This is a genomic window from Streptomyces sp. NPDC048254 (genome assembly GCF_043201895.1).
GTDB lineage: Bacteria > Actinomycetota > Actinomycetes > Streptomycetales > Streptomycetaceae > Streptomyces.
This window is the reverse complement of the sequence record NZ_JBICZJ010000013.1, coordinates 80,222-95,859: the sequence shown is the minus strand read 5'-3', so window position 1 is coordinate 95,859 and position 15,638 is coordinate 80,222. Positions and strand designations below refer to the sequence as shown.

The window sequence follows — 15,638 nt, the reverse complement described above, 5'->3', positions numbered from 1 at the left end:
GAACCGCCCCCGCCCCCCATGACGGAGCCGGCCCCGCCCGTGTGCCCGGCGGCGCCGCCCGTACGGGACTGGCCCGCGTACGACCTGGAGGGGACCGAGTTCGACCCGATCCTCGCCGCGCTGATGCGGGAAGCGCCGGTGACGCGGATCCGGTTGCCGTTCGGCGAGGGCTGGGCGTGGCTCGCCACCCGGTACGAGGACGTCCGGACCGTCACCAACGACCCGAGGTTCAGCCGTACCGAGGTCACCCGGCGCCAGGTGACCCGGCTCGCCCCGCACTTCCAGCCCCGTCCGGGCTCGCTGGCCTGGGCCGACCAGCCCGACCACAACCGGCTGCGCAAGCCGGTCGCCGGTGCTTTCACGGTCGGCGCGATGAGGCGGCTGCGGCCCCGGGCGCAGGAGATCCTCGACGAACTGGTCGACGGGGTGGTGCGGGAGGGGCCGCCCGCCGATCTGGTCGAGCGGGTCCTTGAGCCGTTCCCGATCACCGTGGTCAGTGAGGTGATGGGGGTGCCGGAGGCCGACCGGGAGCGGGTGCACGCCTGGACCCGGCAGATCATCTCCACCTCGGGCGGGGTCGAGGCCGCCGAAGCGGCCAAGCAGGGGCTGTACGGGTGGATCACCCAGACGGTACGCGCGCGGGCCGGCAGCCCGGGCGCCGACGTGTACTCGCTGCTCGGGGGTGCGGTGGCCCGGGGCGAGATCGGCGAGGAGGAGGCCGTCGGGCTGGCCGGTCCGCTGCAGATCGGCGGTGAGGCGGTCACCCACAACTGCGGCCAGATGCTGTACCTGATGCTCACCCGGCCGGAGCTGCTGGCACACCTGCGGGAGCGGCCGGGTGAGCGCGGGCCGGTCCTTGACGAGCTGCTGCGCTGGATCCCGCACCGCAGCACGGTCGGGCTGGCCCGGATCGCCCTGGAGGACGTCGAGCTGGGTGACGGCACCCGGATCGCGGCCGGCGATCCGGTGTACGTCTCCTACCTCGCCGCCAACCGCGACCCGGCCGTCTTCCCCGATCCGGACGGTATCGTCCCGGACCGCGAGCCCAATCCGCATCTCGCCTTCGGTAACGGCCCGCACTACTGCACGGGCGCGGTCCTCGCCCGGCTGCAGACGGAGCTGTTGGTCGACACCCTCCTCGACCGGCTGCCGGGGCTGCGGCTCGCGGTGCCGGCCGAGGACGTGGAGTGGCGCCGCCGGACGATGATCCGGGGGCCGCGGACCCTGCCCGTCGCCTGGTGAGACGGCGCCGGGCTCAGGCCCGCAGCCACTCCGTGACGATCACGTCCCCGCCGGTCCGCAGCCGGAGCGCGAACGGGCCGGCGGGCGGGGTGTCACTGGCGAAGCGGCCCATGCCGTCGGCCGTGAGCGGGCGGACCGCCGCCGGACCGCCGAGCACCTCGATCCGCGCGGACTGCGGGGGCAGCACCTGGCCCAGCAGTCCCTCGTCGGTGACCTCGATGTCCACGGTGAGATCGCCCGCCTGGAAGGTCAGCATCCGCGGTGGCGCCTCGGCCCCTCTGACCGGGATGGCGTCGACCAGGGAGTCGAAGGTCAGCTCGGCGACCCGGGCGTCCAGGTCGTGCAGCACATAGGCGTCCATGGCCAGTTGGAGCAGCCCGGCCGGGAGCGGGTCGAGGACTGCGGCCGCCTGACGCAGCTCCTCCTCCAGGAGGTCCGCGTCGAAGTCGGTGCCGTCCAGGTCCTCTTCCACCGGGAACCCGTCGTCGCTCATACCGCCCCCCTCGCGTCCAGCCGGGCCCGCAGCCGGCGCAGACAGCGCTGGCGCAGCGGGCCGATACTGCCCACCGCGATCCCCAGCGCCACGGACACCTCGACATAGCTGGGCGGCGGTGAGGCCATCAGGACCCGCAGCAACTGCCTGCACCGGTCGCCGAGTTCCTCGAACTCCTGCCACAGCAGACGGATCCGCTCGGCCTCGTCCGCCCGGTCCTCCGCGTCGATCAGCGACTGTTCGGGCGTACGGTCGTCGCTGACCCGGTCCAGGACCTGCGGATCGTCGGTCGGCAGCAGCCGGGTCAGCCCGCGGATCACCTTCAGGCACTCGTTGCGTGCCGTGCTGGCCAGCCAGGAGCCCGCCTTGTCGGGCTCCCGGATCCGGCCCAGGTGCTGGGCGAAACGGAACCACACGGTCTGGTACACCTCGTGCCCGTCGGCGTCGGAGAGCCGATGCGCGCGCACCACTGACCACACCAGTGGGCTCAGCCCTTCCACGAGCGCCTTCCAGGCCGCCGCGTCGCCGTCGACGGCGGACTGGACCAGCGCGCCGACCTCTGCTCGGTCCACGGTCCCACCCCTCGTGTACGGCAAGTCATCGTACGCCGTGGAGGGGAGTGTTCCGGAACTCAGGCCGTCGTAGCCAGCCTGACGACCGGGACCGGCTGCCAGCTCGCCGGGCGGAGCGCCGGTACGGCGGTGCCACGCACCTCGGCGTACTCCGAGATGTTCTCCAGGAGCCGGGTGCCCGCCGTACGCGGGTCGGACTCCTTGTGCGTGGTCATCCGGTCGGCGACGAGGCCGGCCACGATGGGGGTGGCGAACGATGTTCCGCTCCACTGTGCGAACCCTTCGAACATCACTTGGTCCGGTTTGCCGGGGCCGGTCGTCCCGGTGTCGGTCAACACGCCTGTGTGGCGCGGGTACTGGCAGGTGCAGGCGTAGGTGAAGCCGAACCGGCAGGCCTCGTAGGTGGTGTGCTGGTACACGTACGGCACGGGTGCGTCGAAGCCGGCCAGGGCGCCGATGAGCTGCTCGCCGGGGGCGTAGACCTTGACCCAGCTGCCGTGGTTGGTGAAGCAGGCGCCGTACTCGCCGTCGCTGCGCAGCGCGCCGACCGAGAGAACGGCGTTCCCGTAGCCGGACAGGCCGGCACAGGCGGCGGGCCAGAAGGAGGTGGCGCTGCCGTTGTTGCCGGCGGCGGCGACGAGCAGGGTCGACTGCTCGCGCAGGGCGTCCATGAAGGCCTCGACGGCGAGCAGTCCGTCGGCGCTGCCGTTCGGGGTGCCGGCGGAGAGGCTGATGACGTCCGGCCAGCCGTGCTGGTCGACCGCCTCGAAGAGCTTGCCGCCGAACTCGGACTCCAGGATGGCGCCCGCGTCGTTCATGGTGTTGGTGACGGTGATGTCCGTGTTCGGGGCGAGGGCGGCGATGAGACCGGCGATGAACGTGCCGTGACCGACGTACTGCTGAAGGACACCGTCGGCGCCGGTCTCGGCGAGCTGCGGGTCGCCCTGGACGCGGTCGAGGAGCGGGTAGGAGCGGTAGTCGTGCACCAGACCGGTGTCCATCACCAGGACGCTGACGGCGGTGTCCGGGTCGTAACTCCCCGCCACGGGCTGCGGGTTGGGGGTCTGGGTGAGCAGAGCCGGGAGCGGTTCGCAGGGGTTGCAGGAGTTGGCGTTCGTGGTGGACACCACGTGGTTGCGGCTGACCAGGCGGCGGCCGGTACGGCCCTCCGCCTCCCGCAGGGCGCGCAGCGCGTGCCCGACGGCGCGGTCGCCGGTGCGGTCGCCGTGGTTCGGGTCGCCGACCCGGATGCGGGTGACGCCGGTGCGGTTGGTCTCCGGGCCCGCCCTGAGCACGTGGTCGGCGACCAGGCCCGTGGTCGCGGTGAAGTGGGCCCGCACGGTGTCCTCGACGACCCGTGCCTCCTCGCCGTCGCGGGCGAGGACCACCCCCTTCTCGTACAGGAACTCGGCGGCGTCGTCCGGCCCCATCGCCAGTGGTACGTCCGGCATGGAACGCTGGATCTGATCGAACTGCTCATGGAATCGCTGAGGTGCCATGGCCTGTCCTCCCCCGGTAACGGCGTTCTTCAGTCAGATTCACGGGCCCGCCGCTTGATACAGCGTCAAACCTGTGGGGCATGTATGCCCAGGCCACTACCATCCGAGGGGTGACTGCGCGAAGCGAATCGGTAACGGAGCTCCTGCCGATGGTGTTCGCCGCCCCCGGTGAGGCCCTGGCGCGGGCCGAACGCGTCCTCCAGTCCGATCCGTCGCCGCTGGACGCGTCCGTCGCCCACCAGGTCATCGGCATCTGGCAGCGGGACTTCGGGGACCTTGCCGTGGCCCTCGGCCATCTGCGGCGCGCCCGGGACTTCGCGGCCCGAGCGGACTCGGCGGAGCGGGAGGCGGATGTCCTCGGCACCCTCGGAGTCGCCCTGGTGCATGCGGGGCGCACGCGACAGGGACTGGCCGCGTTGGACCGGGGGGTGGCCCGGGGCAACGGGCACACCCGGGCGCGGGTGCTGTACCGGCGGGCGTTCGCCTCGTGGGTGCTGGGCCGTCACAAGGAGGCACTGGAGGACCTGCGGCGGGCGATACCGGTGCTGCGGCAGGCCGATGACGTCATCTGGACCGCGCGGGCGCTGAGCGTGCGGGCCACCGTGCATCTGGCGGTGGGTGCGGTGGAGCGGGCGGACGCGGACTTCACGGCGGCGGAGCTGCTGTGGGAGACGACGGGCCAGGAGCACGACAAGGCGGTCGCCGTGGAGAACCGGGGCCTGGCCGCGTACCGGTCCGGCGACATCCCGGCGGCGCTGCGGCTGTTGGCCGCGGCCAAGGAGCGGTACGCCGAGCTGGACACCCCGCCGTTCATGCTCTACATCACGCGCTGCGAGGTGCTGATGGCGGCCGGGCTCGCCCCCGAGGCGCTGGCCGAGGCGGACGCGGCGATCGCGGCCCTGGACCGGATCGGCGGGCAGTCCACCCGCAAGGCCGAGCTGCTGCTGACCGCCGCCCGGGCCGCGCGCTCGGCGGGGGACGCCCAGACCGCGATCGCCCGTGCCGCCGTCGCCGTTCGGCTCTTCTCGGGGCAGCGGCGCAGCTGGTGGGAGACGCATGCCCGGCTGGTGCTGATCGAGGCGCGGGTGGCGGGCGGCGCCGCTTCGGGGCGGCTGGTGCAGGACGCGGCGGCGGTCGCCGAGCAGCTGGCGTCCTTCGGGGCGCCGGCCGCGCCGGAGGCCTCGCTGCTCGCCGGGCGGATCGCGCTGGCGCTGGGCTGGACGGCGGACGCGGAACGGCATCTCGCGGTGGCCGCGCGCAGCAGGCACGGCGGACCGCCGCTGGCGCGGATGACCGGCTGGGCGGCGCAGGCGCTGCGCGCCCGGGCGGCCGGTTCCCGGCGGGGCGTGCTGGAGGCCTGCCGGCGCGGCCTGGACGTCCTCGACGACCACCGGATGACGCTGGGCGCCTCGGAGTTGCGGGCCCGGGCCACCGCGCAGGGCGCGGAGCTTGCCGCGCTGGCCCAGCAGGCGAGCCTGGCGCACGGCGGACCGCGCCGGCTGCTGGAGTGGAGCGAACGCTGGCGGGCCACGGTCCTGTCCACTCCCCCGACCCGGCCGCCCGCCGACCCGGCCCTGCTCACCTCGCTCACCGCGTTCCGTGAGATCGCGTCCCGCGCGGAGGACGCCCGCAGGCAGGGCCGCCCGGTGCCCGCCCTGGAACGCGAACAGCGCCGTCTGGAAAGGGAGATACGCTCCCGCACCCACCACATCCGCGGCGACGCGCCCGGCGAGGGCGACCGCTTCGATACGGCCCGGCTGCTCGACCGGCTCGGCGACGCCCGCCTGGCCGAACTCGCCGTCCTGGACGGGCGGGTGCACATCCTGCTGTGCGGGCAGGGCCGGGTACGGCGCTTCGAAGGCGGCCCGCTGGCGGAGGCCGTCGCCGAGGCGGAGCACGTCCAGGCGGGGCTGCGGCGGCTCGCGCATCCGGGGGCGGAGGGGCGGCTCGCGGTGGTCGAGGCCGCCGGGCGGCGGTTGGAGGAGCTGCTGCTGGGCGCGGCCGCGGACCAACTCGGCTCGGGGCCGGTGGTGATCGTCCCGCCGGGGGCGCTGCACCGGGTGCCGTGGGCCCTGCTGCCGTCCCTGCGGGAGCGGGTGCTCAGCGTGTCGCCGTCGGCGGGGAGCTGGCTGCGGGCCCGGGAGACCGAGCCGCCGCCGGGCGGCCGCCATGTGCTGGTCCGCGGGCCGGGACTGGCGACCGGGGGCGCGGAGGTGCCCGAGGTGGCGGGCCGGTACGCGACGGCACGGATCCTTGAACACGACGAGGCCCACGTCCCGCGTGTGCTCGAAGAGTTGGACGGGGCGACGCTGGCGCACATCGCGGCGCACGGCACCTTCCGCGCCGACAGCCCGCTCTTCTCCTCGCTGCGCATGGCCGACGGCCCGCTGATCGTCCACGACTTCGAGCGCCTCGCCCGCAGCCCCTACCGGATCATCCTCTCCAGCTGCGACACCGCCCGCCTCGCCTCGGTCGGCGCCGACGAACTCCTCGGCCTGGTCACGGCGTTGCTGCCGCTGGGCACGGCCGGCGTGGTGGCGAGCAGTGCGCCCGTCAACGACGCGGCCGTGGTCCCTCTGATGCTGGGCCTGCACAAGGGCCTGGGCGCCGGCCTGTCACTGGCGGAGGCACTGCGGGACGCCCGGGCCGCCCTGCCGGGCGACACGGTCCACCAGGCGACGGGGTGGGCGTTCGCGGCCTTCGGGGCGGCGTGAGCGGACCGCGGTTGCGGCTCGGCGGGGGCGCGGCGAAGGACCGTCGTGCGGCGCCGTCGTGGCTGGTCGCGCAGTTCCCCGCGCCCCTTTGGGGCGCTGGAGCGTTCACGCCGTTTTCTGCTCGGGCTGTTCCACCAGCCACGGCAGTGCCGCCCGGTCGCTCGCGCCGAGGCGGGTGTACGCGCTGTAGAGGTGATTGCCCACCGTGCGTACGGACAGGGTCAGCCGCTCGGCGATCTGGCGGTTGCTCAGGCCGGTCGCGGCGAGCGTGACGATCTGCCGCTGCCGGGCGGTGAGTTCACCGAGGACCAGGCCGGACAGGGCCGGGGTGCGGGCGCCCTGGCAGCGGCGAGCGAGGGCGACGGCGCGGGTGCGGGACATCCGGGCGGCCCGCGGGTCCCGGTGCGCGCGGACCGCCTGGGCGTGCGCCTCCGCCGCGAACAGCAGCAGTCCGCGCTCGGCCAGCGCCTCGGCGGCCCGGTCCAGGGCGGGCCCGTCGCCCCGCGCGAGGGCCTCCGCGTGCCGTGCCAGGACGCCGTCCAGCCGCCCGGCGGCCCCCGCCGGCTCCCCCAGCCGTACTGCGCCGTAGTGCGCGAGACCCCCGTCCCCGCGCACTACGGCAGCTTCTCCCGCCTCGGCGGCGGCACAGGCGAGTTCGGTACGGCAGGAGGCGTCGCCCGGCGCCGTCCGCAGTCCCTCCCTCGCCCACGCCGCCGCCTCTCGCAGCTCCCCCCGAAGCCGCGAGTACCGGGCACGCACGGCCGCGTACCCGGGCGGTACGGGCAGGCCTCCCGACGCCAGCCACTCCCCCACCGGGGCCGGCACCTCCCGTACGTTCAACTGGTCCACGGATGTCGCGAGTTGCTCTTGCTCGTCCTTCAGGGCGGGCTCGCACTGGCTCGGGGTGCGGGCCAGGCGGCGAGACCGGAGCCGGCCCGCTCGGGCGCGCAGGGCGGGGCCGTGCAGCGGGTGGGCCAGGCGGACCGCGCCCCGGTCGTCGACATGGATCAGGCCGTCCGTCTCCAGCCGTTCGAGGATGCCGAGGTCGAGGCCCTCGTCGAGGTGGGGCGGCAGCGGCTCGGCGAAGGCGAGCCGTTCGAGGGCGTCGCGTTCGCCGGGGTCCAAACGGTCCAGAAGGGGCGCGATACGGTCCCGTACGGTCGCGGTCAGCGGCAGCGGGCCGTGCCAGGCCCATGCGCCGGTGTCCGGCACCCGGGTCAGCGCACCGGACTCGCGCAGCGCGCCGTGCAGCTCCCGCAGCAGCCGCAGATCGCCCCGGCACACCCGGTGCAGCCGGCGCACGGTGAGCGGCTCCAGGCCGCCGCCGGCGAGCAGTTGGGCCGTCTCGTCGTACGGGAGCGGCTCCAGGGCGAGATGGGTGAGCAGTTCCCCGGTCCACAGCCGGGAGACCGCGCCGGGGCGGGGTGCCGGGTCGGCGGCGGCCACCACGAGCCGGGTCCGGCCGTGCACGGCGAGCTGGTGGACGAGGGCGGCCGAGGCCTCGTCGAGGAGGTGGGCGTCGTCGACGACGAGGAGCCGTACCCCCGCGAGGTGCTGGATCGCGCCGGGCAGTGAGAGCCGGCCGGGGAGCAGGTGCGCGAACGCCGCGAACGGTAGGGCGGAGGTCTCGGGGGTGCCGGTCACGCGGACACAGTCGGTGCCCCGCACCGCCTCCGTGATCAGCCGGGTCTTGCCGCCGCCGGCCGGGCCGGTCACCACGACACCCTGCCGGCCGATGCCCAGTGACCGCCTGACCAGCTCCAGTTCGTCCTCCCGGCCGGTGAACGGCCAAGGGAGTTCGAGGGTCCGCGCGTCCTGTTCGTAACTCGTCACGTGAGTATGAGTCGCGTTACTCAGCTCTGATACAGGGGGACTTGAGTAGCTCCCGACTCAGGCGTCCGGCCGGGCGGAACGGCAGTCTGGGCGCATGACCCGACGCTACTGCTCGCTTCCGCGGCAGTCGGACCCGGCGTTCGCCCCGGGGCTGGCCGCCGAGCGGCTGAGCGCGCTGGTCGGCGGGCGGCGGATGTGGGTCAACGGCACCACCCTGCACTACTACTTCTTCGACGCCGACACCGACGCCTCGGTGATTCCGGTCCCGGGGACCGGGGAGACCCGCCGGGTGCCGTGGGCCGGGGCCAAGGAGCAGCGGGACGTGGTGCGCGAGTGCTTCCGGGAGTGGCGGGACCTGGGCATCGGGGTGATGTTCGCCGAGGTCTCCGACCGGTGCGAGGCCGAGCTGCGGATCGGCTTCCAGCTGGGCGACGGCTCCTGGTCGGCGGTCGGCCGGGACGCGCTCTCGGTGGGCGCGGGCGAGCGCACCATGAACCTGGGCTGGGACCTGACCGAGCCCGGCGGGCGCTGGACGGCCCTGCACGAGATCGGGCACGCGCTCGGGATGCGGCACGAGCACCAGAGTCCGTTCGCCGGTGTCCACTGGGACGACGAGGCGGTCTACACCGACCTCGCCGGACCGCCGAACCACTGGAGCCGGGACAGGACGGACTTCAACATCCTGCGCAGGCTGGACCCGGCCGAGGCCAACGGCTCGGTGTGGGACCCGCAGTCCGTGATGCAGTACCCCTTCGGCCCGGGGCTGATCCTGGAGCCGGAGCAGTACCACAGCGGTCTGTACCCGCCGGGCTCGCTGTCCCCGGCCGACAAGGAGTTCGTGCTCCGCTGGTACCCGCCCGCCGAGGCCCCGGCCACGCTGGTGCCGTTCCGCTCGGCGCCGCTCGGCCTCGGCCCGGGCGAGCAGGCGGACTTCGCCGTGGAGCCGCCGGAGACCCGCGTGTACAGCGTGGGCACCTTCGGAGAGAGCGACTCCGTCGTCGTGGTCTTCGAGGAGCGCGACGGGGAACCGCGCTACCTCGCCGGCCACGACGACGGGGGCACCCCGCACAACACCGGGATCAGGGTCCGGCTCGTCAAGGGCCGCCGCTACTTCGTCCGCGTCCGTCTCCATTCCACGTGGGGGTCGGGGGAGACAGCGGTCATGTGCTGGTGACACCGGCACACGACCGAGACGCGGAGGTCGGACCACTGTCCGACACCGGGGGAAGCGGTCGCGGCACGTAGCCTTCGGGGGAGGGATACGTGCCGCGGCCATACCGGACACGCTCCGGATACCCACGCAGGGGCGCGGGGAACTGCGCGACCAGCCCCCACGCACCCGCGCCCGGCAGCGCACCGCCCCACCCCTCCCGCTAGCCGCCCAACTCCAGCGGCCGCGAAGGGTCCTTGGACCACTCCTCCAGCGAACCGTCGTACACGGACACGTCCTCACGGCCCAGCAGCGTGAGCGCAAGCGCCGCCCCCGCCGCCGAGATCCCCCCGCCGCAGTAGAGCACCACCGGCGAGGCATCACCCAACTCCCGCACCTTCGCTTCGAGTTCGGCGGCCGGCAGCCCCCGCCCAGGCAGGCTCACACTCCCCGGAATATGCCCCCGCCGGCTGTACCGGGTGGGCACGTTCCCGGCGTAACCCCCGGAGGGCAACGCACACACCAGCACCCCGGGCCGCTCCCCCCTGCTGATCGCCGCCACCTCCTCGATGTCCGACCAGAGCTCGGCCCTCGGCACCGGCGTCACCGGTACGGCGACCGCGGGCTCGGAGACGTCGTCCCCCGTGGCCACCGGCCGCCCCGCGGCCTCCCACGCGGCCAGGCCGCCGTCCAGTACCGCGGCCGGGACCGAGATCGCGCGCAGCATCCACCACAGCCGGGCGGCCCAGATACCGCCGCCGGTGTCGTAGGCGACGACCTCGGCCCCCTCCCCGACGCCCAGCCGCGCCAGCGCGGCGGCCAGCGCGTCCGGTGCCGGAACGGCGAAGTGGTACGGCGCGCCGGGGTCGGAGAGGTCGCCGGTGAGGTCGGCGTGGCGGGAGCCGGGGACATGGCGCTCGGCCCAGCCGGCGCGGCCGGAGGCGGAGCGGTGGTCGCCGTCGTGGCGGGGCGAGGGCAGCAGCGCGGTGGCGTCGAGGACGACCAGCCGCGGGTCGTCCAGGTGGGTCGCGAGCCAGTCGGCGTCGACCAGGGGGCCGGGGAGCAGGGTGGTCATGGCCGCCGATCGTACGCCTGTGACCTGGATGTCTCACTTACTGGGCAACGGGGTCCCACATTTCGGATACGGCTTGCGCGGCATGCGGGAGCTGCGGTTATGGTTTCGGCCATCTACGCGGGAGCCCCTCCCCGACCGGGCTGAGAGGGCGTCTGGGATCCGTTCGCCGAGCGCGGGCGCGATCCCCATGGGGACGCCGACCGCACCAGAAGCGCTTTGCGCCCCGCGTAGGAGTCCACGTGTCCACAGCAGTAGAGCCGCAGTCCCCGGTGCCCGACCACGCTGCCCGCTCCTGTTGTTGTCGCACCTGCTGTCGCCGGTCCCGCTGACCGCCGCCTCCCGCATCCCGCTCATCCCCGCGCGCCCGCGCACGCCATCTTCGGAGTACCCCCATGCCGCACATACGGGTCATGCTCGACTATTTCCATCCATGGCCCAATTCCGCCGGTCTCTACGTCGCCCGTGCCCACGGCTGGTACGCGGCCGCGGGGCTTGACGTCGAACTGGTGGTGCAGGATCCGGGGCGCGGGGACACGCTGGAGTACCTGGCCCGGGGCGAGGTGGACTTCGGGATCTTCCCGCCGAACCGGCTGCTCGACCGCCGGGCGGCGCTCGGCCAGCCGCTGGTCGCGGTCGCCGCGATCAACCACCGCGGTCTGGAGGCGATCCAGACCACGACCTCGACCGGCATCAGCCGCCCCCGCGACCTGGCCGGCCGTCGTCTCGCCTTCAACCCGACCCCGCGCGGGCGGGCCATGGTCCGCCATCTGGTGGCGGCGGACGGCGGCGACCCGGACGCGGTGATCACGGTCGACGCGGGCGCCCGCGAGCTGACCGTGGACGACATCGAGGCGGGCGAGGCGGACGCGACCTTCGGCAACTACTGGTCCTGGGACGCCCTGCGCGGCGACCTGCCCGAGCGGCGGCGCCTGACCTGGCCGGTCGACGAGATCGGCGCACCCCGCTACCACAGCTATCTGCTCGGCACGAGCGAGCGGCTGCGCGACGAGCAGCCGGCCCTGGTGCGGGACTTCCTGACCGTGACGGCCCGCGGATACGCCACCGCCGCCGGGGAGCCCGACGCCACCCTGGAGATGCTGGAGCGGGTCATCCCGTACTTCCCGCGCCCGCTCATCGCCCGCTCCCTCGCCCTGATCGCGCCCACGTGGACCGATCCGCAGGGGCGCTGGGGTGTGATCGACGAGAGCCGTATGGGTCCCTACGCGCACTGGCTCGCCGAGAACGGTGCCATCGCGCACGACCACGACTGGCACCGGTCGTTCACCAACAGCCTGCTGGACGTGACCGCATGACCCTGCTCACCCGGCGGCTCGCCGTCGACTTCAAGCGGGTGGACAGCGCGCTGTGTCGGGCCTGACCGCCCCGCACCGCCGCCCGGCTTCCCTCCCCTCCCCGTACGAAGGACCCCTCCAGCATGCTCCGCCGCACCGCGCTGTCGGCCCTGGCCGCCACGACACTGCTCGCCGTCACCACCGCCTGCTCGGCCGACGCCGACTCCTCGGCCGCCGCCAAGGACGGCACCACCACCGTCACCCTGGCCCTGGACTGGACCCCCAACACCAACCACACGGGGATCTACGTCGCCCAGGCCAAGGGCTGGTTCAAGGACGCCGGTATCAACCTGAGGATCATCCCCTACGGCTCGACCGCGCCCGAGACCCTGATCGCCAACCACAAGGCCGACTTCGGCATCTCCTACCAGGAGGGTGTCACCACGGCCCGCGCCGCCGGCCAGGACATCACCTCCGCCTACGCCGTCACCCAGAAGACGGACGTGACCGTCTCGGTGCGCGCCGACCGCACCGACATCACCTCGCCGAAGGACCTGGACGGCAAGACGTACGCCGGGTTCGGCGCCCCCTACGAGAAGCCGCTGCTCCAGAAGGTGATCAAGAACGCGGGCGGCACGGGTGACTTCAAGCAGGTCACCCTCAACACCTCGGCGTACGCGGCGCTGTACGCGGGCAAGGCGGACTTCGCGATGCCGATGCCGACCTGGGAGGGCCTGGAGGCCAAGCTCAGCGGGAAGCCGCTGAAGGACTTCCAGCTCTCCGACTACGGCTTCCCGGCGATCTACTCCACGCTGATCGCGTCCTCCGACCAGTTCCTGAAGAAGAACCCGGCGGTGGCGAAGAAGTTCCTGGCCGCCGTCGACAAGGGCTACCGCTACGCGGCGGACGACCCCGACCGGGCCGCCGACCTGCTCATCGCCGCCAACAAGAGCGTGCTCACCAACACGAAGCTGGTGAAGGAGAGTTCGGAGCTGCTGGCCAAGGAGTACTACAAGGCGGCCGACGGCACGACCGGCACCCAGAGCGCCGCGCGCTGGAAGGCCTTCGCCGACTTCGAGTACGGCGCCGGGCTGCTCGTCGACGCGAACGGCAAGAAGCTGACCAAGGCTCCGGACACCTCGACGTTCTTCACCGACGCCTACCTCCCGGACACCAAGTGAGGTCCGTACTGCGGTCGTTGTGGCCGCCCCTGCTGGTGCTCGCCGTGGTGGTCGGCGGCTGGCAGCTGTACGTGACGGCGGCCGGGGTCGATCCGACCACCCTGCCCTCCCCCGCGCGGGTGGTGGAGCAGGGCTGGCTGAACCGACAGGACCTGTGGGACCAGACGCTGCCCACCCTCCAGGAGACCCTGCTCGGCTTCGCGCTGTCGTTCGCGGCGGCCTGGCTGGTGGCGGTGGTGCTGGACTTCTCCGCCGCCGCCCGCCGGGGCCTGTACCCGCTGCTGGTCGCATCCCAGACGATCCCGATCGTGGCGGTCGCCCCGCTGCTGATCATCTGGTTCGGTTTCGGCCTGCTGCCGAAGATGCTGGTGGTGACGCTGACGACGTTCTTCCCGCTGGCCGCCAATCTGGCGGCGGGCTTCGCGGCGACCGACCGGGAGGCCATGCGGCTGCTGCGCTCGCTCGGCGCCGGGCGCCGGCGGGCGTTCCGGCTGGTGCGGGTGCCGAGCGCGATGCCGTACTTCTTCGCCGGGCTGCGGGTGAGCATCACCTACGCCGTGGTCGGTGCGGTGTTCGCCGAGTACGCGGGCGCCGAGTCGGGGCTCGGGATCTACATGCAGGCGCAGAAGAGCGCGTTCCGGACCGACCTCGTCTTCGCGGCGGTGGCGGTGACGGCCGTGCTGAGCATCGCGCTGTTCGGGGCGACCTATCTGCTGCAGCGGCTGGTGCTGCCCTGGGAACGGAAGGAGCGGCGGCCATGAGCGGTCTCAGCGTCGCGAAGGTGAGCAAGTCGTTCGGGGACCTCGAAGTCCTGCGCGACCTCGACCTCACCGTGGAACCGGGCGAGTTCGCCGCCGTCATCGGGCCGAGCGGCAGCGGCAAGAGCACCCTGTTCAACGTGGTGTCCGGCCTCGACCGGCCCACCTCCGGCCAGGTGCTGGTGGAGGACGAGCCGGCCGGGGTGGCCTCCGGCAAGGTCGCCTACATGCCGCAGAAGGACCTGCTCTTCCCCTGGCGGACGGTCCTCGACAACACCGCGCTGGGCCTGGAGGCGCAGGGGGTGCGCAAGAAGGTGGCGCGGGCGCGGGCCGACGCGCTGTTCGCCGACTTCGGCCTCGACGGCTTCCAGCAGGCGTATCCCTCCCAGCTCAGCGGAGGCATGCGGCAGCGGGCCGCGCTGCTGCGCACGGTGGTGCTGGAGCGGCCGGTGCTGCTCCTCGACGAGCCGTTCGGCGCGCTGGACTCCCTCACCCGCACCGAGATGCAACTGTGGCTGGCCGGCATGTGGCAGCGCCACCGCTGGACGATCGTCCTGGTCACCCACGACATCCGGGAGTCGGTGCTGCTCGCCGACACCGTCCACGTCCTGTCCCCGCGCCCGGCCACCGTGGTCGACCGCGTCGAGGTCCCGCTGTCCCGCCCGCGCGGCGCCGACGACTTCACGGCACCGGAGTTCGCGGCGACGGAACGACGGATCCTGGACGCCCTGCGGGGGACGACGGCGGTGACGGCTCCGTGACCGCGCATCTCGCCCACAGTCTGGGCACCGAGCCGGTGGAGCCGGACTGGCCGCCGCTGACCGACGCCGAGGTGACCGCCGTGACCGGCCCGGCCCGGGTGGTGTGGCGCAGCCCGCGTCCGCTGTCGGCGGCGGCCGTGGTGGAACGGGACGGGCGGCGGCTGTTCGTGAAACGGCACCATGTCTCCGTACGCACCCCGCGGGGCCTGGCGGAGGAACACGCCTTCCTGCGCCATCTGCGGGAGCGCGGGGCGCCGGTGGTGGAGGTCCTGGACCTGGTGGAGCGCGGCGAGTGGACGTACGAGGTGCACTCGGCCGGGAGGGGCACGGATCTGTACCGGGACGCGCTGTCCTGGTCGCCGTTCCGCAGTACGGCCCACGCCAGGGCGGCGGGCGAGGCGCTGGCCCGGCTGCACCTGGCGGCGGAGGGCTTCGCGGCACCGCGCCGGTCACCGCAGCCGCTGGTCGCGTCGTTCACGGTGTTCGCGGCCCCGGACCCGTGGCCCGCGTTGCGGACCTACGTGGCCGAACGCCCGTGCCTGGAAAGGGCGTTGGCGGACTTCCCGTGGCGCGAGGACACCCGTCGCGTCCTGCTCCCGCTCCACGAACGCCTAGCACCCCACCTCCCGGGTCTCGACCCTCTGTGGACCCACAACGACTGGCACGCCTCCAACCTCCTGTGGGGCGAGGACGGCGAGGTCGCCACGGTCCTGGACTTCGGGATGAGCGACCGCACCACCGCGGTGCACGACCTGGCCACGGCCCTGGAACGCAACACCGTGCAGTGGCTCGACCCCGACCGCCCGGTCCAGGCGAAGCACGCGATCGGGCTGCTGCACGGATACCAGTCGGTACGCCCGCTCACCGCGGCCGAATCAGCGGCCCTGCCCGCCCTCCTGCCGCTCGTGCACGCCGAGTTCGCCCTGTCCGAGCTGGACTACTTCCACGGGGTCACCCGGTCCCGGGCGAACGCCCGGCTGGCGTACGAGTACTACGTCGGCCATGCCGAGTGGTTCTCGGGAGCGGTCGGCCACCGGCTCCTTGAGCTGGTGGCCGCGCAGGTGTGAG

At 73.5% G+C, this 15,638-nt stretch carries 13 protein-coding genes; 8 read left to right on the top strand and 5 right to left on the bottom strand.

All coding sequences use genetic code 11. The annotated features are described in order from the left end of the window. Positions 1-18: 18 nt before the first annotated feature. Positions 19-1,242, top strand: a complete 1,224-nt coding sequence (locus ACGFZQ_RS32520) for a cytochrome P450 (RefSeq protein ID WP_393843447.1) — start codon at positions 19-21, stop codon at positions 1,240-1,242. Positions 1,243-1,255: 13 nt separating this feature from the next. Here ACGFZQ_RS32520 and ACGFZQ_RS32515 read toward each other — a convergent pair whose 3' ends face one another. From ACGFZQ_RS32515 to ACGFZQ_RS32505, 3 genes are read right to left on the bottom strand one after another with little or no spacing between them, the layout of a single operon-like run. After that, positions 1,256-1,735, bottom strand: a complete 480-nt coding sequence (locus tag ACGFZQ_RS32515) for a hypothetical protein (protein ID WP_351745757.1) — start codon at positions 1,733-1,735, stop codon at positions 1,256-1,258. After that, positions 1,732-2,331 (bottom strand): RNA polymerase sigma factor, encoded by a 600-nt coding sequence (locus tag ACGFZQ_RS32510; RefSeq protein ID WP_393843331.1) that lies wholly within the window; start codon positions 2,329-2,331, stop codon positions 1,732-1,734. Before ACGFZQ_RS32510 ends, ACGFZQ_RS32515 begins: the two co-directional genes overlap by 4 nt. Positions 2,332-2,366: 35 nt before the next feature. Further along, positions 2,367-3,806 carry a S8/S53 family peptidase gene (locus tag ACGFZQ_RS32505; RefSeq protein ID WP_393843330.1) on the bottom strand — a complete coding sequence of 480 codons (1,440 nt, stop codon included), beginning with the start codon at positions 3,804-3,806 and terminating at the stop codon, positions 2,367-2,369. A 149-nt stretch (positions 3,807-3,955) separates the two neighbouring features. Here ACGFZQ_RS32505 and ACGFZQ_RS32500 point away from each other — a divergent pair, with 149 nt between their 5' ends. Further along, complete coding sequence (locus tag ACGFZQ_RS32500) at positions 3,956-6,520, top strand: CHAT domain-containing protein (RefSeq protein ID WP_393843446.1); 2,565 nt, start codon at positions 3,956-3,958, stop codon at positions 6,518-6,520. 105 nt (positions 6,521-6,625) lie between these two features. Here the strand turns inward: ACGFZQ_RS32500 and ACGFZQ_RS32495 are convergent, their stop codons facing one another. Continuing rightward, positions 6,626-8,353: a LuxR C-terminal-related transcriptional regulator gene (locus tag ACGFZQ_RS32495; protein ID WP_393843329.1), complete on the bottom strand. Its 1,728-nt coding sequence runs from the start codon at positions 8,351-8,353 to the stop codon at positions 6,626-6,628. Positions 8,354-8,447: 94 nt separating this feature from the next. Here ACGFZQ_RS32495 and ACGFZQ_RS32490 point away from each other — a divergent pair, with 94 nt between their 5' ends. Then, positions 8,448-9,527, top strand: a complete 1,080-nt coding sequence (locus ACGFZQ_RS32490; protein ID WP_393843328.1) for a M12 family metallopeptidase — start codon at positions 8,448-8,450, stop codon at positions 9,525-9,527. A 199-nt stretch (positions 9,528-9,726) separates the two neighbouring features. Here the strand turns inward: ACGFZQ_RS32490 and ACGFZQ_RS32485 are convergent, their stop codons facing one another. Beyond that, a complete protein-coding gene (locus tag ACGFZQ_RS32485; RefSeq protein ID WP_393843327.1) occupies positions 9,727-10,578 on the bottom strand; it encodes a sulfurtransferase in 852 nt (283 codons plus the stop codon). A 392-nt stretch (positions 10,579-10,970) separates the two neighbouring features. On the opposite strand from ACGFZQ_RS32485, the gene ACGFZQ_RS32480 reads away from it, so the two are divergent. The 5 genes from ACGFZQ_RS32480 to ACGFZQ_RS32460 all read left to right on the top strand — a co-directional run bounded on the left by ACGFZQ_RS32480 (position 10,971) and on the right by ACGFZQ_RS32460 (position 15,637). Then, positions 10,971-11,891, top strand: coding sequence for an ABC transporter substrate-binding protein (locus ACGFZQ_RS32480; protein ID WP_393843326.1), 921 nt, complete (start codon positions 10,971-10,973; stop codon positions 11,889-11,891). Positions 11,892-12,013: 122 nt separating this feature from the next. Next, a complete protein-coding gene (locus tag ACGFZQ_RS32475) occupies positions 12,014-13,051 on the top strand; it encodes an ABC transporter substrate-binding protein (RefSeq protein ID WP_393843325.1) in 1,038 nt (345 codons plus the stop codon). Further along, on the top strand, positions 13,048-13,812 hold the full coding sequence (locus ACGFZQ_RS32470) for an ABC transporter permease (RefSeq protein ID WP_382531818.1): 765 nt from the start codon (positions 13,048-13,050) through the stop codon (positions 13,810-13,812). The genes ACGFZQ_RS32475 and ACGFZQ_RS32470 overlap by 4 nt, the downstream gene beginning before the upstream one ends. Beyond that, on the top strand, positions 13,809-14,570 hold the full coding sequence (locus tag ACGFZQ_RS32465) for an ABC transporter ATP-binding protein (RefSeq protein WP_393843324.1): 762 nt from the start codon (positions 13,809-13,811) through the stop codon (positions 14,568-14,570). Before ACGFZQ_RS32470 ends, ACGFZQ_RS32465 begins: the two co-directional genes overlap by 4 nt. Beyond that, the gene (locus ACGFZQ_RS32460; protein WP_393843323.1) at positions 14,567-15,637 is read left to right on the top strand and encodes a phosphotransferase enzyme family protein; all 1,071 of its coding nucleotides are present in this window, start codon (positions 14,567-14,569) and stop codon (positions 15,635-15,637) included. The genes ACGFZQ_RS32465 and ACGFZQ_RS32460 overlap by 4 nt, the downstream gene beginning before the upstream one ends. Position 15,638 lies beyond the last annotated feature (1 nt).

Coding starts and splice junctions, on each gene's coding strand:
- ACGFZQ_RS32520 (WP_393843447.1), top strand. CDS start 19: ATGACGGAGCCGGCCCCGCCCGTGTGCCCGGCGGCGCCGCCCGTACGG.
- ACGFZQ_RS32515 (WP_351745757.1), bottom strand. CDS start 1,735: ATGAGCGACGACGGGTTCCCGGTGGAAGAGGACCTGGACGGCACCGAC.
- ACGFZQ_RS32505 (WP_393843330.1), bottom strand. CDS start 3,806: ATGGCACCTCAGCGATTCCATGAGCAGTTCGATCAGATCCAGCGTTCC.
- ACGFZQ_RS32500 (WP_393843446.1), top strand. CDS start 3,956: ATGGTGTTCGCCGCCCCCGGTGAGGCCCTGGCGCGGGCCGAACGCGTC.
- ACGFZQ_RS32490 (WP_393843328.1), top strand. CDS start 8,448: ATGACCCGACGCTACTGCTCGCTTCCGCGGCAGTCGGACCCGGCGTTC.
- ACGFZQ_RS32485 (WP_393843327.1), bottom strand. CDS start 10,578: ATGACCACCCTGCTCCCCGGCCCCCTGGTCGACGCCGACTGGCTCGCG.
- ACGFZQ_RS32480 (WP_393843326.1), top strand. CDS start 10,971: ATGCCGCACATACGGGTCATGCTCGACTATTTCCATCCATGGCCCAAT.
- ACGFZQ_RS32475 (WP_393843325.1), top strand. CDS start 12,014: ATGCTCCGCCGCACCGCGCTGTCGGCCCTGGCCGCCACGACACTGCTC.
- ACGFZQ_RS32465 (WP_393843324.1), top strand. CDS start 13,809: ATGAGCGGTCTCAGCGTCGCGAAGGTGAGCAAGTCGTTCGGGGACCTC.